At 62.8% G+C, this 21,823-nt stretch carries 18 protein-coding genes and 1 riboswitch; of the genes, 7 read left to right on the top strand and 11 right to left on the bottom strand.

Annotation, left to right across the window (positions count from 1 at the left end; all coding sequences use genetic code 11):
* Positions 1–64: 64 nt before the first annotated feature.
* The 3 genes from FFY45_RS00910 to hslO all read right to left on the bottom strand — a co-directional run bounded on the left by FFY45_RS00910 (position 65) and on the right by hslO (position 5,095).
* A complete protein-coding gene (locus FFY45_RS00910; RefSeq protein ID WP_176338981.1) occupies positions 65–2,968 on the bottom strand; it encodes a TonB-dependent receptor domain-containing protein in 2,904 nt (967 codons plus the stop codon).
* Positions 2,969–3,211: 243 nt separating this feature from the next.
* Positions 3,212–4,051 carry an XOO1806 family protein gene (locus FFY45_RS00915; protein WP_176339094.1) on the bottom strand — a complete coding sequence of 280 codons (840 nt, stop codon included), beginning with the start codon at positions 4,049–4,051 and terminating at the stop codon, positions 3,212–3,214.
* 153 nt (positions 4,052–4,204) lie between these two features.
* Entirely contained in the window at positions 4,205–5,095 is an 891-nt protein-coding gene (gene hslO / locus FFY45_RS00920) for an Hsp33 family molecular chaperone HslO (RefSeq protein WP_176338982.1), read from the bottom strand.
* A 75-nt stretch (positions 5,096–5,170) separates the two neighbouring features.
* Here hslO and mtgA point away from each other — a divergent pair, with 75 nt between their 5' ends.
* The 3 genes from mtgA to FFY45_RS00935 are packed head-to-tail and all read left to right on the top strand — an operon-like array spanning position 5,171 to position 7,348.
* A complete protein-coding gene (mtgA, locus tag FFY45_RS00925) occupies positions 5,171–5,911 on the top strand; it encodes a monofunctional biosynthetic peptidoglycan transglycosylase (protein WP_176338983.1) in 741 nt (246 codons plus the stop codon).
* A gap of 2 nt (positions 5,912–5,913) precedes the next feature.
* Entirely contained in the window at positions 5,914–6,960 is a 1,047-nt protein-coding gene (locus FFY45_RS00930) for a glycosyltransferase family 2 protein (RefSeq protein ID WP_176338984.1), read from the top strand.
* Positions 6,920–7,348, top strand: a complete 429-nt coding sequence (locus FFY45_RS00935) for a CBS domain-containing protein (RefSeq protein WP_176338985.1) — start codon at positions 6,920–6,922, stop codon at positions 7,346–7,348. Before FFY45_RS00930 ends, FFY45_RS00935 begins: the two co-directional genes overlap by 41 nt.
* A gap of 429 nt (positions 7,349–7,777) precedes the next feature.
* On the opposite strand, the gene FFY45_RS00940 is transcribed toward FFY45_RS00935, so the two are convergent.
* The 4 genes from FFY45_RS00940 to FFY45_RS00955 all read right to left on the bottom strand — a co-directional run bounded on the left by FFY45_RS00940 (position 7,778) and on the right by FFY45_RS00955 (position 13,181).
* A complete protein-coding gene (locus FFY45_RS00940) occupies positions 7,778–9,742 on the bottom strand; it encodes an AsmA family protein (RefSeq protein WP_217902399.1) in 1,965 nt (654 codons plus the stop codon).
* Positions 9,743–9,809: 67 nt separating this feature from the next.
* Positions 9,810–10,454 carry a PAQR family membrane homeostasis protein TrhA gene (gene trhA, locus FFY45_RS00945; RefSeq protein WP_023904694.1) on the bottom strand — a complete coding sequence of 215 codons (645 nt, stop codon included), beginning with the start codon at positions 10,452–10,454 and terminating at the stop codon, positions 9,810–9,812.
* Positions 10,455–10,529: 75 nt separating this feature from the next.
* Positions 10,530–12,134, bottom strand: a complete 1,605-nt coding sequence (locus FFY45_RS00950) for a peptide chain release factor 3 (protein WP_176338987.1) — start codon at positions 12,132–12,134, stop codon at positions 10,530–10,532.
* Positions 12,135–12,269: 135 nt separating this feature from the next.
* Entirely contained in the window at positions 12,270–13,181 is a 912-nt protein-coding gene (locus FFY45_RS00955) for a peptidoglycan DD-metalloendopeptidase family protein (protein ID WP_176338988.1), read from the bottom strand.
* Between the two features lie 128 nt (positions 13,182–13,309).
* Positions 13,310–13,430, top strand: a riboswitch (SAM riboswitch).
* 71 nt (positions 13,431–13,501) lie between these two features.
* On the opposite strand from FFY45_RS00955, the gene metX reads away from it, so the two are divergent.
* The 3 genes from metX to FFY45_RS00970 are packed head-to-tail and all read left to right on the top strand — an operon-like array spanning position 13,502 to position 16,832.
* Positions 13,502–14,533 (top strand): homoserine O-succinyltransferase MetX, encoded by a 1,032-nt coding sequence (gene metX, locus FFY45_RS00960; protein ID WP_176338989.1) that lies wholly within the window; start codon positions 13,502–13,504, stop codon positions 14,531–14,533.
* Complete coding sequence (locus FFY45_RS00965) at positions 14,530–15,747, top strand: O-succinylhomoserine (thiol)-lyase (RefSeq protein WP_176338990.1); 1,218 nt, start codon at positions 14,530–14,532, stop codon at positions 15,745–15,747. Before metX ends, FFY45_RS00965 begins: the two co-directional genes overlap by 4 nt.
* Positions 15,744–16,832, top strand: a complete 1,089-nt coding sequence (locus FFY45_RS00970; RefSeq protein ID WP_176338991.1) for a homoserine dehydrogenase family protein — start codon at positions 15,744–15,746, stop codon at positions 16,830–16,832. Before FFY45_RS00965 ends, FFY45_RS00970 begins: the two co-directional genes overlap by 4 nt.
* A 206-nt stretch (positions 16,833–17,038) precedes the next feature.
* Here FFY45_RS00970 and FFY45_RS00975 read toward each other — a convergent pair whose 3' ends face one another.
* Together FFY45_RS00975 and FFY45_RS00980 are read right to left on the bottom strand one after the other, a co-directional pair.
* Positions 17,039–18,034 (bottom strand): alpha/beta fold hydrolase, encoded by a 996-nt coding sequence (locus FFY45_RS00975; RefSeq protein WP_176338992.1) that lies wholly within the window; start codon positions 18,032–18,034, stop codon positions 17,039–17,041.
* Positions 18,035–18,305: 271 nt separating this feature from the next.
* A complete protein-coding gene (locus FFY45_RS00980) occupies positions 18,306–19,688 on the bottom strand; it encodes an L-serine ammonia-lyase (protein WP_176338993.1) in 1,383 nt (460 codons plus the stop codon).
* 87 nt (positions 19,689–19,775) lie between these two features.
* Here FFY45_RS00980 and FFY45_RS00985 point away from each other — a divergent pair, with 87 nt between their 5' ends.
* Complete coding sequence (locus tag FFY45_RS00985) at positions 19,776–20,009, top strand: glutaredoxin family protein (protein ID WP_176338994.1); 234 nt, start codon at positions 19,776–19,778, stop codon at positions 20,007–20,009.
* A gap of 452 nt (positions 20,010–20,461) precedes the next feature.
* Here FFY45_RS00985 and FFY45_RS00990 read toward each other — a convergent pair whose 3' ends face one another.
* Both FFY45_RS00990 and FFY45_RS00995 read right to left on the bottom strand, forming a co-directional pair.
* On the bottom strand, positions 20,462–21,118 hold the full coding sequence (locus FFY45_RS00990) for a cold shock domain-containing protein (RefSeq protein ID WP_176338995.1): 657 nt from the start codon (positions 21,116–21,118) through the stop codon (positions 20,462–20,464).
* 132 nt (positions 21,119–21,250) lie between these two features.
* Positions 21,251–21,820: a YceI family protein gene (locus FFY45_RS00995; protein ID WP_176338996.1), complete on the bottom strand. Its 570-nt coding sequence runs from the start codon at positions 21,818–21,820 to the stop codon at positions 21,251–21,253.
* Positions 21,821–21,823: the final 3 nt, after the last annotated feature.

Consider the following 21,823-nt stretch of genomic DNA (forward strand, 5'->3'; position numbering starts at 1 on the left):
GATATCTCAAATAAAAAACGGCCCCGTTAGGGGCCGTTTTCTTAAGCTTCGCTTTTGATCTGCATCAGAAGCGCTGCTGATACTTCATGTACATGAAGCGGCCAATGTCGTACCCGCCGTAATAGGAATAGCCGGAGTTGGGCTGACCGTAAGCAGGCGCCGAATAATGCTCGAAAATATTGTTCGCACCAACGGCAACCGTAGCATTCCAAGGAAGGACGTAAGCAACTTGCAGGTCGTGGAACGTATTCGAACCCAGCTCATTCATGCCAACGATGGACCCTTGGAATTCAGGGGCACTAAAGTTCGGCAAGCTGCAACGATCATCAGCAAAGCAACGCTCCTTGGTACGTGAGAAATAACGCGTACTCCAGGTCACCGACCAATCGTCCCACTGCCAGTTCACCGAAAGATTGGAGCGAACGCGGAAGTTACCACCGAAACCGTTCTGCTGGCTTGGAGGATTTGCTGTGTTGTCCGCCTTCAGTTCGTTCTTTGATACATAGGTATTCAGTAGCGAGGTCGTGAAGTTGCCCCATTGAGTTTCGAAACGATAGTTTAGGTCGAAGTCGAAGCCTTCTGTTTCAACATAACCGGCGTTACGTAGGCCAAACGACAGCTCGCTGACATTACCTGCCGCATTACGGGTGAAGCCCACACAGCGCGACTCAAGGCCACGCAAGTAGCAGTCATCCAATAGATCGGTAGGTGTGTCAGCCACGATCGTATTCTCGATCCGGATGTTCCACCAGTCCAGCGAAGCATTCAGGCCATTGATGAAGCCTGGGCTCCACACAAATCCGAGCGTCTTGGATGTCGAGGTTTCAGGAGTCAGCGTTGGAGTGCTACCAGAGATAAAGGGAACATTCGATTGTTCACCAGGACCATCTGCAGGAGCAATGCCAGAAGCATTCAGCTGACGAAAACCTGCCGGTACATCCGCCAAGCAGCGCGCGTTTCCAGCTGCCGGGCCAAACGAAGTATCACACGGATCCGTGTAGTCCTCGAAGCTTTGCGACAGACCTCCAAACAAGTCTGCAACCGTCGGTGCGCGGAACCCTTCCGACCATGTGCCGCGAATCAGAAGTGACTCGATGGGCTTCCATTTGAATCCGAACTTGCTATTGGTCGTATTACCGAAAGTGTCGTAATCCGAATAACGGGAGGCTAGCGTCACACTTAGTTCCTGAGCGCCAGGAAGGTCGGCCAGCAACGGAACCTGCAACTCGGCATAGATTTCGTTGAGGTTGTAGCCACCGCTGGTGGGGCCTGCAGCAAGATCGGTAGAAATGCCGGTCTGCGCCAAGGCATCTGGCGAGAAAGAACCGCTTTCTTCACGGCGCTCGACGCCAAACGCGACACCGAGGTCACCTGCCGGCAACGTTGCAAGAACGCCAGCAACGCTTGCGAAGTAGTTCTTCGTCGTGGTTTCAGACAATGCCTGGCCCGGCTGATACAGATAAGCCTGAACGTTTGGATCACTCAGACCGTTTGGCGCGTTATAGCCGAACGGAACGAGCGGATTCCACGGTGTGCATGCCCCAGGGCCAGAGCCAAGCGGAATCGACGCACCAGCAGTGCCGCATTGGGCGACACCATCTGCATTGATGAAGGACGGGCCAGTGGCTTGACCGACTGCAAAGGTGTTGAGGTTACCCGTGCTGATCTGGGTGCCTTTGTTTTGGTTATAGAGGTAGCCAGCTTCCCAATCCCAGTACTTCTCACCGAAGTTGAAGCTGCCGCTGAACTTGCCCGTGAACCGCGAGGTTGTCAGGTTGTTCATGACTTCGCGGGGAACTTCCCAGCCGCGACGGACATACTGAACGCTCTGAGGCGCAACGCCCGGAGGCAATGTGCCGCTTGCCTGATTACCCAAAGGATTGAATACGCTGTCCACCGACAGGCCGGCGCTGCTCAGATCAAATGCAGCGCTCTGCATTGGATAGCCAGCGTTCTGTGCAAACGATTCGCGATCCGTGTAGAGAACGCTGGTGTCGAATGCAACGTTGTCGGTGAAGTCGAAATGGCCGTTGAGGAACGCCGACTTACGCTTGATGCCACTGTATACGGTGGAAGCTAATGCCGGGTTAGAAGCATCGGTGCCATTGAGTGGACGGTAGCTGGAGAAATCTGCCGGGTCGAGCCCTGCCACGTCGCGGCGCAGCGTAGCCGTAGATGTTCCGCCGGCGGCATTGCGATAAGCCAATCGGCCGAATTCAGTGGTGCCGGAGAGGCCGCCCGGACGCGGATCGGTCTTCTCGCCGGTAGGGAAGCGGTCGCGGCTGAACCAGCGATCACGCGCCCACACCGGATCTTCATTTGTGTATTCGACGCCGGCAGTCAGCGAGCCACGATCACCACGAAAACCCATCGTGAAATCGTACACTTCGCGCTGACCGTCGCCCTGGCCCCACTGGCCGATGTAGACGTTGGCTTCGGCACCTTCGAAATCCTTGCGGGTGATGATGTTGATCACGCCTGCAATTGCGTCGGAGCCATAAATCGTGGATGCGCCATCCTTCAAGACTTCGATGCGCTCAACCATGACGGCGGGAATGGATGCAACGTCCTGCAGGCCACCATTGGTGATGCCGAGGCGGTGGCCGTCAACCAGGATCAAAGTGCGATTGGCACCCAAGTTGCGCAAATCGATGTAGTAACCACCGACGTTTTCACCTGAGCTCAACGGCGAAGTACGGCTGATTGCCGGCGAACCTGCGGTAGGAATGTTCTGCAGAATGTCGGCAACCGACTTGAAGCCCTGCCTTTCAATTTGATCCCGGCTAATCAACATCACCGGCTGAGCGGTCTCGCTATCGACCTGGCGAATACGCGACCCTGTGACCTCAATCTTGTCAAGGTTGGTGGCGCCGCCGGCTTCCTGCGCGACGGCGGTACCGGTACCGGCCACGCCCACGACAAGCGCGAGGACAACTGCATCGCGCAGCTTGTTGGACTTGCAATTCATTAGCTCTCTCTCCAAGTGATCTTGGGTACTGCCAAGGGTTGTTTGCCTGTCGGGGGGTTCCGAAAGAAGCGGATCCAAAACGTCAGGGTGAACCGATGGTATATGCGTTGCGCGAAGAATTAAAGTCCCGTTAACGAAAAAGAAGAAAGACGTGAAACGGAGATGCGCGGCAACATCCAGAACGAAAAACGCCACCGGCGACGAACCGGTGACGTTCTTGGAAAGTACTTTTGAATCAGTGGCTTACAAGTCTTGTTCGTACCGAACGTACGGAATCGTGCCGTCGTTGTTGCTTTCGTTGTTCGGGGCGAAGGGATTTTTGCCGCGGGAGATGACATTTTCCGCGCCGACTGTCAACTGCCCGCTCCAGGGGGTGCGCCAGGTCAGACCGAGCCCTAAGCCTTCCCATTTTTCCGGCTGGCCGGGAACGTCGACCACGCGGCCGATGACATTGGCGCTGAAGGCACCATAGCCGCCGCCGACGCTGAGGGTCTTGGTGTCCCACTGGTCAGCGATGGCCGGGGAGACGTCGGCCAGCGGCACCAGCCGCGCGCGAGCATAGGTGCCGCCGATCGAGACGAAGCCTTCGCGGCCGATGTTCTTCTGGCCGAACACGGTCAGGTCGTTCTGTTCGACGCGGGTCAGCGGTGCCTTGCCGGCGCCGATCAACCAGGCGGGCAAGGTGTCGCGGCCGGTGCCGGCGGTGACGCCGGCACGTGCACCAGCGCGATTAAAGCCCAGCGTTGCCGAGACCCGGCGCGATGCGGCAGCGCTGTCGTCTTCTTCGTCGCCGATGCCGGCAAGCAGGCAATGGCTGGCCAGACCGTTGATGTTGGTGCCACGGCTGCTGTTGCAGATCAGGCCCAGCGAATCGCCCGAGGTCAGGCCGAAGGCCGCATCCAGCGAATTGCGTCCGAAGTGCCAGCGTGCGCCGGCCTTCTGCTCACCGGTCGGCTCCAGATACAGGAAGGCTTCCACCTTGCCGCTGCCCTTGTTCCACACCGGCAGGATGGTGCTCTCGCGCAGCTGCTGGGCGGCGGCCGACTGCGCGTGCACACCCGTGGCTGCCGCAAGGGCAACCAGCAAAGCAAGCGGAAGGCGCAGGAGGTGTCGCATACCAGAGTTCAGACCCAGGAGGAGTTGTTAAGTTCCCGAGAGCGGGCGACGAGAATGCTAGGGTGTTTATGATTATTTAACAAGTGGGTGCCTTCCCCAGAACGCACCCGTCAAACCTTTCTACTGCAACCTTTCCGGCGCTTCCAGCGAGGGTCGCGCTGCGCTGAAAAGTACGTCGAGGGCGGTCAACGGAAAGTGATACTCACGCCCGCAGAACTCGCAGCGCACCTCGACTTGGCCAGTCGCCTCCGCCGCTGCGCGGGCTTCTTCTTCGCCCAGGGACTGCAGCATCGAGGCGACCCGCTCGCGCGAGCAGGAGCAGCCGAAGCTGAGCGGCTTGTCGCCGAGCAACTGCGGCTCCTCTTCGTGGAACAGGCGGTGCAGCAGGTCTTCGCCAGCTACCGACAGCAGTTCCGGGGCACCCAGGGTGTCGAACAGCGCGCCGATGCGGGTCCAGCCGTCGTTGTCGCCCTCGTCGCCGGGCAGTTTCTGCAGCAACAGGCCGGCCGCCTGGTCCGGGCCTGCGGCCAGCAACAGGCGGGTCGGCAACTGTTCGGACTGGTGGAAGTAGGTCTCGAAGGCTTCGGCCAGATCCGGGGCCTGCATACCGACCAGGCTCTGGTAGCGCTGCGGTTCGCGCGGGTCCAGGCCGGGATTTTCGATGGTGATCGCCAGTAGTGCGGCTTCGCCCAGTTCGCGCAGGTCGGCGGGTGCATCGGCGCCGTCGGCCAGTTGCACGATGCCGCGCAAGGTACCGGCCGCGGTGCATTCGGCGAACAAGGTGCGCAGTGTTTCATTGCCGCGCAGCTGTACCGACAGACGTCCGTCGACCTTGGTATGGCCGGTGAACAATGCCGCGGCCACCGCCGCTTCGCCGAGCAGCTGGCGGGCGGCCGGCGGGTACTCGGCTGCGCCCTGGATGTCGTGCCAGGCCTGGGTCAGGCGCACGTGGACGCCGCGCACGCCGGCGGCAGGCAGCAGGAAACGGGAAAGCTGATCGTGATCGGTCATGGGAACATCGGACGTAAGGGACGCCGGTTGCCGGATAATGCGGCAGGCATCGGGATGAATAGGTCGTAGCAAACAATGGGGACGGATGCATTGGATGGCAAGCAGGTAGCGCCACCGCGGCGCGCTCGGCGCTGGCTGCGCTGGGTGTTGGCGGCACCGTTGTTGTTCGCCGCCGCGAGCGTGGTGCAGGTACTGGTGCTGCGGGTGGTCGATCCGCCGATCAGCAGCATGATGGTGGGGCGCTATCTGGAAGCCTGGGGCGAGGGCGACTGGAATTTTTCGCTACATCAGCAATGGCGCGACTACGACAAGATTGCTGCCAGCCTGCCGATTTCGGTGGTGGCTGCGGAGGATCAGCAGTTTCCAATACATCACGGTTTCGATCTGCAGGCCATCGAGAAGGCGCGCGATCACAATGCGCGCGGTGGGCGCGTGCGTGGGGCGAGCACGATCAGTCAGCAGGTCGCCAAGAACGTGTTCCTGTGGCAGGGCCGCAGTTGGGTGCGCAAGGGCCTGGAGGCCTGGTACACGGTGCTGATCGAGTTGTTCTGGCCGAAGCAGCGCATTCTGGAGATGTATCTCAACGTGGCCGAATTCGGCGATGGGGTGTATGGCGCGCAGGCCGCTGCCCGGCAGTTCTGGGGCAAGGATGCGGCAGGGTTGTCGCCGACCGAATCGGCGCGTCTGGCGGCGGTGCTGCCCTCGCCACGTCGCTATGACGCACGGCGCCCCGGGGCCTACGTGCAGCGGCGCACTGCGTGGATCCAGCGGCAGGCGCGCCAGTTGGGCGGTCCTGCGTATCTGCGGGCGCCATGAGCATGAGCGCGTTCGAAACAGCGCAACTGCCGGCTGCAACAGATCGCCTCACGGTGGTGATTGCGGCCTACAACGAAGAAACTAGCATTCCGTTGCTGCATTCGCGTCTGTGCGCGGTGCTCGCGGGATTGAGCGGATTGCACACGCACGTGCTGTATGTCGACGATGGCAGCAGCGATGGCACCTGGACTGTGTTGCAGGCGCTTGCCGAGGCCGATGCGCAGGTGAGCGCGGTGCGGCTGTCGCGCAATTTCGGCAAAGAAGTTGCCATTTCTGCGGGGCTGGATCATGTGTTGCCCGGTGCGGTGGTGCTGCTCGATGCCGATGGGCAGGACCCGCCGGAGTTGATCCCGGAGTTCGTTGCGCTGTGGCGTGCCGGTTACGACAACATTTTCGGCACGCGGATTTTCCGCGAGGGCGAGAGCTGGTTGAAGCGCAGTGCGGCGCATGCGTTCTATCGGGTGATCCGGCAGTTGTCGCGCACGCCGATTCCGGCCGATACGGGGGATTTCCGGTTGTTGTCGCCGCGTGTGGTGCAGGCCTTGCAGCAGCTGCGCGAGCGCCACCGTTTCATGAAAGGCCTGTTCGGCTGGGTCGGGTTTCGCCAGTTGGCATTGCCGTACCGGCGTGCGCCGCGGCTGTCGGGGCGCAGCAAGTTCACGGTGTGGCGGTTGTGGAATTTCGCGCTGGATGGCATCACCAGTTTTTCCACGGTGCCGTTGCGCGCGGCGACCTATCTCGGTTTGCTGACCGCACTGGTGGCGTTCCTGTTCGGTGGCTGGGTGGTGATCAAGGCGGCCTTGCTGGGCGACCCGGTGGCGGGTTGGCCGACCATGATGTCGGTGATCCTGTTTCTGGGCGGGATCCAGCTGATTGCGTTGGGCTTGATCGGTGAATACCTTGGCCGGCTGTATGACGAGGCCAAGCAGCGCCCGCTGTATCTGGTCGATACCCACTGCGGCGCGGTGGGAGTAGTCTGCGATCACCAGACCAAGCGCGGAGCGGGCCATGCAGACCGTACGACAGCTGTTGGGGACCAAACAGGTTGAGGTATTTGCGGTTGCGGCCGACGCCGCAGTGATCGAGGCGATCCGCTTGATGGCCGAGAAGGGCATTGGTGCGGTGTTGGTGATGGACGGGCCGCGCCTGATTGGCATCGTTTCCGAGCGCGATTACGCGCGCAAAGTGGTATTGCGCGAGCGCGCCTCATCGACCACCAGCGTTGCCGAGATCATGAGCACCGAAGTGGTGACAGTATCGCCATCGGACACGGTAGAGCGTTGCATGCAATTGATGACCGATGGACGCTTCCGGCATCTGCCGGTGGTCGAAAACGGCCGGGTGCACGGGGTGATTTCTATCGGCGATCTGGTCAAGGCGGTGATCGAGAACCAGCAGCGCGATATCGATCAGTTGCAGCGTTATATCGCCAGCTAACGCCGCGCTAGCAGAAGCCGTTCGGTTGCCTTGATATTTTACTGAATGGTGTGGATGCTTTGGGTTGTAGAGCGGATGATCTGCGAGTTGGTTGCAGGGCCCTTGCCCGCCCACCCTCGCGGGACACGCCGCAAGTACGTCCGTGTAGGCTCTTACGCGGCATCCATGCCGCGTAAGGTCCCGCGACGGTGGACGGGCAAGGACCAGTGGAGATGGTCGGTGTGCGTGGTTGCGATTGGTGCACGCTGCGCGTGCGTCCGCCGAGGTGCGGTGTGATCAGCTCAGCTCAGCGCAGTTTGATCCAAATAATGTCGCTGCCATTCCCGACATCACTTCACTCGTCAACGAAGGCGAGTGCGGCGAAGATTCTGCCGCAATGGATACAGCGATCGAGCCATTTTGTTAGCCACTTCAAGACGCGCAGTTGGGCTACTTTGCGAACTTGCCGCCGCAGTCGCTGTCCTTGCCGGGGCCCGGTTCGAAGGTCGCGAGCAATGCGGCGGGCGGGGCGATCATGCCCAGGCCGACGGCAAGCGCGCCGCGTAGTCCCAATGCTTTGAAGTCCGGCCGGAAGCTGGGGTCTTTGAAGGTGCCGCCGATTCGCAGCGGCGAGCGCAGGCTCAGGATGCTGCGGTCCTTCGGACGTGGACGAAGCAGCAGATCCAGCGTTTCGTCTTTGAGGCTGATGCTGCCTTCGCCAATGATGATGGTGTCGGTGCTATCGAAGGCCAGGGCGCGCGATTGCATCAGGCCGTCTTGCACACCGAAGTCGCCGAAAATGCAGCGCACCGGAATCTGACGATCCTTGGTGAACAGATATTTGAGCGACTCGGCAATGTCCAGGCCGGCCAGTTCCATGATCAGATTGCCCACATGACCCCGGCCCATGCCAACGCCGATCGTGCCATCGGCGCTGCCGAGCATCGCGGCGATCGAGTTGCCGCGACCACGCAGACCGAACTCGCCACCGATGGCGCCCGAAGCTTGTTTTGCTAGCGCGGTGTCGGGGAATAGCTGATCCAGCCGAATACCGCGAAGGCCTGCCTTGAGTTGCGTGGTGATCACTTCGTTGCGCGCATCCATGCGGATGGTGGAGCGGATATCGCCGCCGGCAACGCCGAAGTTGAGTGGGTCCAGTTGCAACAGGCCATCCTTCAACGTCAGCGAGGCATCCATGTCGTCCAGCGGCCACGATGGTGCGTTGATGCGCTGTGCGCGCCAACGCACCTGCGCATCCATCGCGCGCAGTTTGGACAAGTCATAGGGCGTGCTGGGCAACACACGCGCACTGGCGGCAAGTTGTGCAGCCTGTTTTTTCTGTTCGGCATTTGCCGATTCATTCGTGCCGGTCTTTGGTGGCGCGCCGATGAAGCCAGCCAGATCGTCGAAATCCAGGCGTTTCGAGGCCAGATCCGCGCGCAGGAACGGACGCTTGTTGCGTAGATCCACTTCGGCAGTGCCGGCAAGATCGCTGTCGCCAGCGGTGCCGGTGAACTTTTCGTAGCGCCAGATCTCGCCGTTGCGGCGCAGATGTCCGTCGAGTTTGTACGGCGGCGTCGACGGCATGGCGACACCGGTCAGCGGATACAGGTCCTGCATGTCCTGGCCGCTGAGCGCCATCTGCAGATCGAAGACCTGGAACTGGAAGGGGTTCGTCAGCGTGCCGCGGACGTGCGTACGGGTGGCGCCAGCGCTGCCGCGCAGATCGATGCGGAAGGGATGCTCGCTCTGGCTCAGCTCCAGCGGCGACGCGGTGTCGCCCTTGAGCGTGAAGGGGTAGCCCTTCCAGCGGCCTTTGCCGTCGATGCCGATCGGTGCTGCACGCTGATCGCTGCTGGGCGGTGCGAGACTGTTGATCGCCACATCCACATCCGAGCGGTTGGCGGCATCGATATATTGCAGCCGCCCGTTGTTGACCAGCAAGCGCCCAAGTCGTGGCATTGTGCCGTCGCCATCGTCCTGATCGAACACCCAGTTGCCCGGATGCGTGTCGTCGCCCGCTTCCAGCAGTACCTTCGGATGATCCAGGCGAATTTCCGGCAAGCGCACATTGCCGCGCAGCAATGGCCACAACTCGACATCGATCTCGGCCGAATTCAGTTCGGCCATCGGGCCGCGCTTGGACCACTGCGCATTGGCCAGGCTCAGCCGGTTACCACGCACGGTGGTGGTGCGGCCTAGTTTCACATCCAGATAGCCCAGATGAAATTCGCGACCGGTCTTGGCACTGACCACGCGCTCGACCGGGCCACGTAGCCAGTTCCACTCGAACAGCAGCACGAAGATCACCACAAGCACGGCGGCGATGCCGAACCCGATCAACCAGCGTCGACGACGTGATGTGCGGGGAGGGGGCGTAGCAGAGGTGTTGGTCACAGTGTTCACGCGGGCCATGGTTGGCGATGCCTCGTGCACGGCGCGCGAACGCGCGATCAATCGTCTATCACAGCACCTGCACAGATCACACCACTTGCGCGATCACCGCGACAAAGTGGCAAGCGCTGCCGGCAAGCACGAACAGATGCCAGATCGCATGGAAATAGCGTTGGGTGTCGCGCTGATAGAAATACGTACCCAAGGTATAGAAGAGCCCGCCGGCCAGTAGCCAGCACAGCGACCAAGTGTCGACCGAGCGCAATAAGGGCTGGATCGCGACCAGGATCAGCCAGCCCATCGCCAGATACAGCACCGTGGACAACAAGCGAAAGCGTCCGGTGAAAAACAGTTTGAAGATCACCCCGGCGGCGGCAATCGTCCAGATGGCGGCGAACAATCCCCAACCCCAGGAGTCGCGCAGATTGATCAGCGTAAACGGCGTATAGGTGCCGGCGATCAATAGATAGATCGCGCAGTGATCCAGTATCTGCAGCCGTGCTTTGGCACCCGGATGCGGGATGGCATGGAACAAGGTAGAGGCGACGTAGAGCAGCACCAGGGTGGCGCTGAAGACGATGGAAGTGGCCAACTGCCAGCCGTCGCCATAAATGGCGGCCAGCGTGATCAGCACCGAACCGCCGGCCAATGCGGCAATTGCGCCCAGGCCGTGGGTCACGGCACTGGCTATCTCGTCGCGCAGGTCGGTCGAGGGGGAGGCGTCTGCGTTCATGCCAAAAATGTACCGTAACTGCGAGCAATTCGCATCGCCAGCAGTTGCATTTTCATGCGTCGGTTCAAGCAGCGGTCAATCGATCGCCTTGGCATGCGCATGTTCGCGCGTTGCGGAAAAGCGCACGTCCGGCGCGCGTTCCTGGGCCAGCTGCAGATTCACCCGGGTCGGTGCCAGATAGACCAGCTGGCCGGCCGCATCGATGCCCAGATTGCCGGCATTTTTCTCGCGGAACTCTTCCAGCTTCTTCGGGTTGGCGCAATGCACCCAACGCGCGGTAGTGACGCCCACCGGTTCGAAGATCGCATCCACGCCGTATTCGTCCTTGAGCCGGTAGGCCACCACGTCGAACTGCAGCACGCCCACCGCACCGAGGATCAGATCGTTGCTCATCAGCGGGCGGAAAAACTGCGTGGCGCCTTCCTCGGATAGCTGCGCCAGACCCTTTTGCAGCTGCTTGAGCTTGAGCGGGTCGCGCAGGCGCGCGCGGCGGAACAGCTCCGGTGCGAAGTTGGGGATGCCGGTAAACGACAGCGATTCGCCCTCGGTGAAGGTGTCGCCGATGGAGATGGTGCCGTGGTTATGGATACCGATGACATCGCCCGGCCAGGCTTCGGCTGCGATCTCGCGATCGGAGGCCATGAAGGTCAGCGCGTTGGCCAGCTTGACGTCTTTGCCGCTGCGCACGTGCAGCGTTTTCATGCCGGCGGTGAACTTGCCCGAGCACACGCGCATGAAGGCGACGCGGTCGCGATGCTGCGGGTCCATGTTGGCCTGGATCTTGAAGACGAAGCCGCTGAGCTTGGCTTCGGTCGCCTCGACGCGACGGCCGGTGGTGTCGCGTGCCTGCGGCGGCGGGGCGTGTTCGATGAAGAAATCCAGCAGCGGTTGCACGCCGAAGTTGTTGACGCCCGAACCGAAGAACACCGGGGTCTGCTTGCCGGCGCGATACGCCTGCAGATCGAACGGATTGCTGGCGCCTTGCACCAGGTCCAGTTCGTCGCGCAGCTCGGCCAGCATCTGCGTGCCGATCTTCTCGACCAGGCCCGGCGCATCCACCGACGGAAAGATGGTCGAATCCTGGCGGGTGAAGTTGCGGCCCTGTTCGTACAGGTGCACCTCGCCGGTGATCAGATGCACCACGCCCTTCAGGCGCTGGCCCATGCCGATCGGCCAGGTCACCGGCGCGCACTGGATGCCGAGCACGGTTTCGACTTCATCCAGCAGATCGATCGGGTTCTTGCCCTCGCGATCAAGCTTGTTGATGAAGGTCATGATGGGGGTGTCGCGCAGCCGGCAGACTTCCATCAACTTGATGGTGCGTTCTTCCACGCCCTTGGCGACGTCGATGACCATCAGCGCCGAGTCCACTGCGGTCAGCACCCGATAGGTGTCCTCGCCGAAGTCGGCGTGGCCGGGGGTGTCGAGCAGATTGATCACCTTGCCCTCGTACGGGAACTGCATCACCGAGGAGGTCACCGAGATGCCGCGCTCCTTTTCCAGCGCCATCCAGTCCGAGGTGGCATGGCGGGCGGCCTTGCGGCCCTTGACCGAGCCGGCCATCTGGATCGCACCGCCGAACAGCAACAGCTTTTCGGTCAGCGTGGTCTTGCCCGCATCGGGGTGGGAAATGATGGCGAAGGTGCGGCGGCGCGCGGCTTCGTTGGAGACGTCGGACATGGGCTGAGCGCGCCCGGTCGGACGCCTGCGGAAACTGAGGAAGCCGGTGATTATAGCGGCTTCGCTCCGGCACGCCTTTCATGACCGGGTCGAGCCAGTCGGCCATGGCGACGCCACCATCCTGGCGCCTGCGGGTCAGGGCGCCGGCGATGGAAATTGCAGCTCGCCTTGCGGGCCCAGCATCCGGAACGGCAGCGAGATCAGCTGCATCCCGGCATTGCGCTGAAGCGCGAAATGCAGGTGCGGGGCGGTGCTGAAACCGGTATTGCCCGAGCTGCCCAGCCGCTCTCCGGCAGCCACGACCTGACCGGCACGCACTGCCACGCCATCGGGTGCCAAGTGCGCGTACACCGCCATGCTGCCGTCGGCATGCAGCACCCGCACCAGGTTGCCGCCGCCAGCCGCCGGGCCATGCGGGCCGTCTTCGGTGCTGTCGCGCTGCACCTGCATGACCACGCCCTCGCGCGCTGCCAGCACCGGCGTGCCGTGCGGCAGCGCGAAGTCCACCGCATACCAGTTGGGCGCATCGGTGTGGCTGAAATGCCCACCGAAGCCTTGATCTACCTGCACCGGCACATCGCGGAACGGGAGTTGGTAGCGCACGGGCTGTGGGCGTGCCTGTGGGTCGCCGGGCACGACATCGAGCTTGAGTCCAAGCCCGCCCAGGGCGCGCTGATTGCTGGCTGGATACAGCCAGGTGAGCAGGCGGCGTTCGTGTGCGGCCAGTTCTACCGTCAACGGTAACTCCGGCACGGCGCGGTAATCCTCGCTGGGCGGTGCGCTCAGTCGCACCTGCGCAGGTCCGGCCAGCGGGTTGCTGACCCAGGTCAGATAGGCCGGCGCCTGCCATTCGAGCTGCAGCAATGGGCCTGTGTCGCCGGCGTCAGGTACAGACGGGGTTGCCGAAGTTCCAGACGGGGTTGCCGCCGCAGCGCCGGGCCAGTGCCAGCGCTGCTGGGCGCTGGCAGGTGCAGCGCAGGCCAGCAGCAGGGTCATCGAGACCGATGCAAAGACGCGCAGGGCGGTGCGAGACACCTGGTGGGGCACGCGATCGGCTCGAACGGGAGAGGCGTCAGTATGCAGCCCATCACAGGGGGCAGTGGTATCGGATGAAAATATATCTTTCCATCCGCATGAAGAGATTGACATCGCAAAAAGGCGGTGGCATCTTAGCCTCACCATCGAGACCGGCGGAGGGACAGGCCCTTTGATGCCGGGGCAGCCAGCGGAGCGCGCAAGCGCCCGCGTTTGGTGCCAAATCCTGCGGGGACCTGCGCGTCCGCCGAAAGATGGTTCGATTTGTGCCTTGTGCACGTCGAACGCGAGCTCCCGCGAAGCTCGATGGCCGATCCACCCCGGATATCGCCATGAGCCTCGTGAATACAGCATCGCCCTCTACTACCGACTACGCCTATACGCCTGCCGCCACCGATGACGGCTCGATTGCCGTGCGCGGCGATCTTGTCATCGCGCTGCCGATGCGCCATGCCGGCATGCGCGAGCTGCGGCTGCGCTATGAGCTGATTGGCGCGGCCAATGCGCCGGTGGTGTTCGTGGCCGGCGGTATTTCCGCGCATCGCCATCTGGCCGCTGGCGACCTGTTTCCCGAAAAGGGCTGGGTGGATGGCCTGGTCGGCAGTGGTCGCGCACTGGATCCTGCAATGCGCCGTCTGTTGGCATTCGACTTTCTCGGCGCCGACGGCACGCTGGATGCGCCGATCGATACCGCTGACCAGGCCGATGCGATTGCCGCGCTGCTGGATGCGCTGGGCATCGCGCGCCTGCATGGTTTTGTCGGTTACTCGTATGGCGCCCTGGTCGGTCTGCAGTTCGCCACCCGCCATGCCGCCCGCGTCGGTACGTTGGTCGCAGTGAGCGGTGCGCATCGCGCGCATCCGTATGCTGCGGCATGGCGCGCACTGCAGCGCCGCGCGGTGGCGCTGGGCCAGCTGCAATGCGCAGAAAATCATGGGCTTGCACTGGCACGCCAGTTCGCCATGCTCAGCTACCGCACGCCGGAAGAATTCAGCGAACGCTTCGACGCGCCGCCGGAAGTGATCAATGGCCGCGTGCGTGTGGCGGCCGAAGACTATCTGGACGCCGCTGGCGCGCAATACGTGGCGCGCACGCCGGTGAATGCCTATTTGCGGTTGTCCGAATCCATCGACCTGCATCGTATCGACCCCGCGCAAGTGCGTGTGCCCACCGTTGTCGTCGCGGTGGAGGGCGACCGCCTGGTGCCGCTGGCCGACCTGGTCACGCTGGTCGAAGGCTTGGGCCAGCGCGGCAGTCTGCGCGTGCTGCGCTCGCCATATGGCCATGACGCCTTCCTGAAAGAAATCGATCGCATCGACGCGATCCTCACCACTGCCCTTCGCATCACCGGAGAAACCGCATGAGCTTTCGTGACCCCACCGACGCCCCTTGTACCGCTGCCACTGCCGCTGTCCGCGCCGGTATCGATCGCGACACTGCCTATGGCGCGGTAACGCCGCCGATCGTGCTGTCGTCGAACTTCTCCTTCGATGGTTTCGGCAACAAGCGCCAGTACGACTACACGCGCAGCGGCAATCCCACCCGCGATCTGCTCGGCGAAGCGCTGGCAGAATTGGAAGGCGGCGCCGGCGGGGTGATCACCTCCACCGGCATGGGCGCGATCAATCTGGTGCTCAACGCGCTGCTGCAACCGGGCGATACGTTGGTGGTGCCGCACGATGCCTACGGCGGCAGCTGGCGGCTGTTCAATGCGCTGGCCAAGAAAGGCCACTTTGCGCTGATCACCGCCGACCTCACCGACCCGCGTTCGCTGGCCGATGCATTGGCGCACTCTCCCAAGCTGGTGCTGATCGAAACCCCATCCAATCCATTGCTGCGCATCACCGACCTGCGCTTCGTGATCGAAGCCGCAAAGAAGGTCGGCGCGTTGACGGTGGTGGACAACACCTTCCTGTCGCCGGCACTGCAAAAGCCGCTGGAATTCGGTGCGGATCTGGTGCTGCATTCGACCACCAAGTACATCAACGGCCATAGCGATGTAGTGGGCGGTGCGGTCGTGGCGCGCGATGCAGAGCTGCATCAGCAGTTGGTGTGGTGGGCCAATGCCTTGGGCCTGACCGGCTCGCCGTTCGATGCCTTCCTCACGCTGCGCGGTCTGCGCACGCTGGATGCGCGTCTGCGCGTGCATCAGGAAAATGCCGACGCCATCGCTGCATTGCTGGATGGGCATGCCGCGGTCAATCAGGTGTATTTCCCCGGCTTGGCGGCGCATCCGGGGCATGCCCTGGCGGCGCGCCAGCAGAAGGGCTTCGGCGCGATGATGAGTTTTGAGCTGGAAGGTGGCGAAGCTGCGGTGCGTGCGTTTGTCGATGGCTTGCGCTACTTCACGCTGGCCGAGTCGTTGGGCGGTGTGGAAAGTCTGATCGCGCATCCGGCATCGATGACGCATGCGGCGATGACCGCCGAAGCCCGCGCTGCGGCCGGGATTTCCGACGGGCTGCTGCGGTTGTCGATCGGGATCGAATCGGCCGAAGATCTGTTGATCGATCTACGCGCCGGCCTGGCACGTGCCGAAGCGACGTTGACCACCGCAAGCCGCAAACAGGTCGACGCGTGAGCACTGTGCTAGCTGCTTCGCGTCGCGCGTCGGCAGCCGCGGTGACACCGACGCCTCGTCTGGCCTTGCTGGGCACCGGCACGGTGGGGCGTGCGTTTGTGACGCGCTACACCGCGCTGCAGGAGCGGCAATTGCGCTTGCCGCGCTTCGATTGGCTGGCCAATTCGCGTATTGCCCACGATTGCGGCACCAGTGCGGAGCAGGCATTGCAGCAGGCCAATGCAGCGCCGCGCGGCCAGGCGGTATTGCAGCCATGGGCGGAAACCACTGCGTTGCGCGCCGGCGATGTGCTGGTGGACGCCACTGCCAGCGACGTGGTGGCCGATTGGCATGTGGAATGGCTGTTGCGTGGTGTGCATGTGGTCACCGCCAACAAGTTGGGCCAGGGGACCGCGTTGTCGCGTGCGCAGGCGCTGCACGCGGCGCGTCACGCCAGCGGTGCGCATTATGGCGATAGCGCGACGGTGGGAGCGGGGCTGCCCGTGCTCAGCAGCGTGCGTGCGCTGGTGGCGGGCGGCGACCATATCCATTCGATCGAAGGCGTGTTGTCCGGATCGTTGGCGTGGCTGTTTGATCGCTATGACGGCAGCGGCGCGTTTTCCGATTGCGTGCGCGAGGCGATGGCGGCCGGTTACACCGAGCCGGATCCGCGCATCGATCTGTCCGGCGAGGATGTGCGGCGCAAGTTGCTGATCCTGGCGCGTGCGGCGGGCTGGCAGCTGGAAGCCGAGCAGGTGCATGTGGAATCGCTGGTGCCCGCAAGCATTGCGCGGGTGCCGCTTGACGCCTTGGATGCGCAGTTAGGCGCGCTGGATGAGGTCGTGGGCGCGCGTTGGCAGCAGGCGCGTGCCGCAGGGCGTTGCCTGCGTTTCGTGGGGCGTGTGGATGCGCATGGCGCCGGCGTCGGCCTGCGCGAGTTGGCGCTGGATCATCCGCTGGCCGGTGGCGCCGGCACCGATAACCGCGTTGCGATCAGCAGCGATCGCTATCGCGAGCAACCGTTGTTGATCCAGGGCCCGGGCGCAGGTGCGGAAGTGACTGCGGCGGCGTTGCTGGATGACGTGCTGCGGATTGTGGCGGGTTGATCGGGTGATCGTTGCTGCTTGAAGCATCGCACAGGTCAAGCCTCTGGCTCGATCAGGTTGCGGCACGCCAACTGCCTGGCAATCGTGTAATGAGATGCGCCATTCAGAGTAACCATAGACGGGCATCCAGCCGCGGCTCGCATGTCAGCGAGCCGCGGCGTTCAGATCAGCGTAGGTCAGGCGACACCGTGCCGCCGGCCCGCCGCTTACTGCGCAATCGCCTTCAATAACGCAGCATTGAAGCGCTTCGGGTCCTGCACCTGCGGCGAATGCCCCAGATCGGCGAACTCGATCAGCTTCGCATTCGGAATCGCCTCTGCGGCACGCTTGCCCAGCTTGGTGTAATCGCCTACACGCGCCTTGACCTCAGGCGGTGCGGTGTCCTTGCCGATCGCGGTGCGGTCCTTGAGGCCGATGAACAGCGTGGTCGGCACCGCGACTTTGGGCAGTTCGTAGACCACCGGTTGATTCAAGACCATGTCGTAGGTCAGTGCCTGGTTCCAGGCCACGGCCTGCTTGCCGTTGCCCAGCGACATGCCGGCCTGCATGCGCGCCCAGCGTTCGAACTCGGGCTTCCATTGGCCGGCGTAGTAGACCTCCATCTGATATTTCTTGATCCGCTCGAAACTGATCTTCAGTTCGTTGTCGTACCAGGCATCGACGCTGCGCCACGGAATGCCTTCGGCCTTCCAGTCTTCCAGGCCGATCGGGTCGATCAGGGCCAGATGCTCGGTGGCCTGCGGATACATCAGCGCATAGCGGATGGCGAGCATGCCGCCCATCGAATGACCGACCACCACGGCACGTTCGATACCCAATTTTTTCAGTAGCGCCTGCGTGTTGTCGGCCAATTGCGCGAAGGAAAATTGATAGGCCGCCGGCTTGCTGGATTTGCAAAACCCCACCTGGTCCGGCGCGATGACGCGGTAGCCGGACTTGCTCAACGCGGCGATGGTCTGCTCCCAGGTGGCGGCGCAGAAGTTCTTGCCATGCAGCAGCACGGCGGTGCGTCCGTTGGGCTTGCCGGTGGGCGCGACATCCAGGTACGCCATTTCCAGCGGCTGCTGTTGCGAGGTGAACGCAAAGGTCTTGACCGGATAGGGGTAGTCGAAGCCTTCCAGGCGCGGGCCGTAGCTGGTTTCCTGCGCCATCAATGGGCCGCAGGCCAGGGCCAGGGCGAAAGTGCAGACAAGCTGTCGCATCGCGATCTCCGTCGGAATTCAGTCCTGGACGGTACACACGTGCATGTGGTGATTGCGTTCAACGTGGCAACCCGCGTGCGAGAACGCCTGCTGTGTCGGATCAGTTCGCTGCGTCTGATTTTCTCGTGCGATGCACCAGGCGCGCGGGGTGGCCGCAAATCTCTTATTGCAGACGATGAGGCATGGCAGCTAACGCCTCATCGCACTCAGGCGCACCTTCACGATCGCGCGCAGTTGCCTGCCAATGCAGCCGAGCAGGACCCGCCACCGCTCAGCATTCGATGACGTTCACCGCCAGGCCGCCGCGGCTGGTTTCCTTGTACTTGTCCTGCATGTCGCGGCCGGTGTCGCGCATGGTCTTGATGACCTTGTCCAGCGAGACCTTGTGCTTGCCGTCGCCGCGCATGGCCATGCGGCTGGCATTGATCGCCTTCACTGCGCCCATCGCATTACGTTCGATGCACGGGATCTGCACCAGGCCGCCGATCGGGTCGCAGGTGAGGCCCAGGTTATGTTCCATGCCGATTTCCGCAGCGTTTTCGATCTGCCCCGGGTTGCCGCCGAGCGCGGCGACCAGGCCGCCGGCGGCCATCGAACAGGCCACGCCCACTTCGCCCTGGCAACCGACTTCGGCGCCGGAAATGGAGGCGTTTTCCTTGTAGAGAATGCCGATGGCCGCAGCGGTGAGCAGGAAGTCGAAGATGCGCTGCTCGGATGCGCCGGGGCAGAAGCGATCGAAGTAATGCAGCACCGAGGGAATGATGCCAGCCGCACCATTGGTGGGTGCGGTAACCACGCGGCCGCCCGCAGCGTTCTCTTCGTTGACCGCCAGTGCGTACAGATTGACCCAGTCCAGCGTGGTCAGCGGATCGCGCATCGCCGCTTCCGGTTTGGACGACAGTTCGCGATACAACGCCGGTGCGCGTCGCGAGACGTTCAAGCCGCCCGGCAGTGTGCCTTCCTGGCGGATGCCGCGCTCCACGCACGACTGCATCGCGGCCCAGAGTTCGCGCAGGCCGGCGCGAATTTCGTCTTCGCTGCGCCAGCTCTTTTCGTTTTCGAACATCAGTGCTGCGATGGTCAGGCCGCTGCGTGCGCATTGCGCCAGCAGTTCGTCGCCACTGAGAAACGGGTAGGGCAGCGGCGTCTCGTCGGCGACGATGCGGTCGTCGGCGGCATCGTCCTGATTGACCACAAAGCCGCCACCGACGGAGTAGTAGTCGCGGGTGGCGATCACGGTCTCATTGGCGTCGTAGGCGGTGAAGCGCATTCCATTGGTGTGATACGGCAGCTTCTGCCGCTTGTTCATCGGCAGGTCGCGTTTTTCGTCGAAGGCGATGGTGTGCTGGCCCATCAAATTGATGCGCTTGCTGGCGCGGATGCGCTCTAGCGTAGCGGGGATGATGTCCGGGTCGATCAGGTTGGGGCGGTGGCCTTCCAGGCCGAGCAGCACGGCCTTGTCGGTGCCATGGCCGCGACCGGTCAGGGCCAGCGAGCCGAAGACCTCGGCACGGATGCGCACCACGTCCTGCAGGCGTCCGGCGTCGAGCAGCCAGCGATGCACGAAGCGTTCGGCGGCGCGCATCGGCCCCACGGTATGGGAGGAACTCGGACCGATGCCGATCTTGAACAGGTCGAACGTGCTGACAGCCATGCTTGCCGGAGAGGTGAGCGTAAAGGCGGCTATTCTAGTCTTTCGGCGATTCCGGCACGGCTGCAGCGCAGCATTGAGAGCTTTGCGATGGCTTTGATCCTGTACCAACGCGACGATTGCCACCTGTGCGACCAGGCCGTGGAGGTGCTGGCGCAGGCGCGCGCGGGCGAGTTCAGGAGCGTGTTCATTGATGGCGATGCAGTGCTTGAGTCTGCTTATGGTGAGCGTGTGCCGGTATTGCGCGATGCGGGTGGGCGCGAGTTGGGGTGGCCGTTCGATATCCGGCTTTTGCGGGAGTGGTTGAATACCGGCACGCGCTGATGTGGCGCTCGTGCACGCGGTACGCGCCAGATTTTGGATTTAGAGCGGCTGAAAACGACTTCACGCCGGTTTGGTGCGGAGCGGATGATCTGGGCCTTCGCTGCAGGGCGGCCGATCTGCGGGTTTACTGCAGGGCCCTTGCCCGCCCACCATCGCGGGACACGCTGCAAGTACGTCCTTGTAAGCTCTTACGCGGCATCCATGCCGCGTAAGGTCCCGCGACGGTGGGCGGGCAAGGACCAGTCGAGTTGATCGGTGTGCGTAGCTTTCAATAAAACAGCCAGCAAACTGTCTGGTGCGGTGTCCTCACCGCTTGCGGGACCGTGTGGCGGCAAGGGCACCGCGCCCTCGACCGACTCAGCGTTTGACCTGGGTGTTTGCCTGCATCCAACAAGGTGCGGCGAACAAACGATTCTTGTCGGCCGCCCGTTCAAGACGTCATCCGCATTGATTCAACGGCACCATTGCTGCTCGCAGGGCACGCCATCGTGGTCGCCGTCCATTGCGGTGTTGGGGCAGTTCTGTAGCACGTAAGTGGCATCGTCACAGGAGGTCATCTGCGAGCAATGCCTGCGCCCGCCGCAGCTGTAGCGCGGTGTGGGAGCGGGCGTGGCGGACGTTCTGCTTGCCGATGCAGGTGCCGTTACCGCAGGCGAGCTCTGAGCTGTTGCGCGATCTGGCAGCGTCCTGCCTGCCTGTGCTCGTGCCGGTGCCGCTGACGCTGACGAAGTTTGAGGAAGAGCTGGGTCTGGCATCAGCGTGCCCCGATTGAGATACGCATAGCCGCCAGCGCCTGCCACCAGCAAGAGCAACATGACTTTGCCAAGCCCGACGGGGCCATGAGCCGATGTTGATCGCGCTGCTGCATGTTGCCGGCGTGGGCTGCGCTCGGGTGCACGCGCTCCGGCGCGCATCACGCGCACCGCTTGCTGCCTCCCATCCTTGCCTGGTTCGATCTCGAAGGAAATCAGCTCGCCGATACGCGGCGCATCCGGGCTTTTGGGAAACGCGGAAATATGCACGAACACCTCATCGCCCGGCTGAGCAGGGGTAATGAAGCCGAAGCCGCGATCGGTATTCCAGCGGGTCAACGTTCCGTGTGTGCGCATCGTCGGCGTCCTTTGGATGATTGCCGAGTCTAACTGTCGCGCGGTGTCATCCAACTGCCAGGCATAAAAAAACGGCGGACCCGACGAGGTAGTCCGCCGTTTAGTGGCCGCTTCCGGTTGCGGCCGGTGGCGTTACTTCGCCTTGAACACGACCTTGGTGCTGATCGCGGTTTCGTTGGGGATGGTCTTGGTGTCGGCCCAATCGCCGCCGCCCACGCCGAAGTCCAGCCGCTTCACCAATGCCTTGCCGGCCAGCACCGGCTGCGCGCCGGGGGTCCAGGTGAAGGTCAGCGTGACCGGCTTGCTGATACCGCGCAGTTCCAGTGTGCCGTCGGCGGCGTACTGGTTGCCGCCGAGTGCGCGGAATTTGTCGGCGCGGTAACGCGCGGTGGCGAACTTGGCCACGTTGAAGAAGTCCGGCCCCTGCAGGGTCGAATCACGGTCGCCATTGCCGCTGACGGCACCTGCCAGCGGGATGCGCACGTCGAGCTTGGCACCGGCAAGATTGGCCGGATCGAAACTCAGCGTGGTGTCGAAACCGGGGAACTTGCCGGTAAAGACTTCACCATCGTACTTGCTGGCAAACACCAGCGACGAGCCGGGCGCCTGCACGTAATCGGCAGCGAGGACCGGGGTGGCAGCGAACGTGGCCACCAGGGAGGCAGCGACCAGCAGGGGAGAGGCGAACAACCTGGACGACATGGG

Origin of the sequence: Xanthomonas hortorum, from assembly GCF_011305375.1 — a bacterium.
In the GTDB taxonomy this organism is placed as follows: domain Bacteria; phylum Pseudomonadota; class Gammaproteobacteria; order Xanthomonadales; family Xanthomonadaceae; genus Xanthomonas; species Xanthomonas hortorum_E.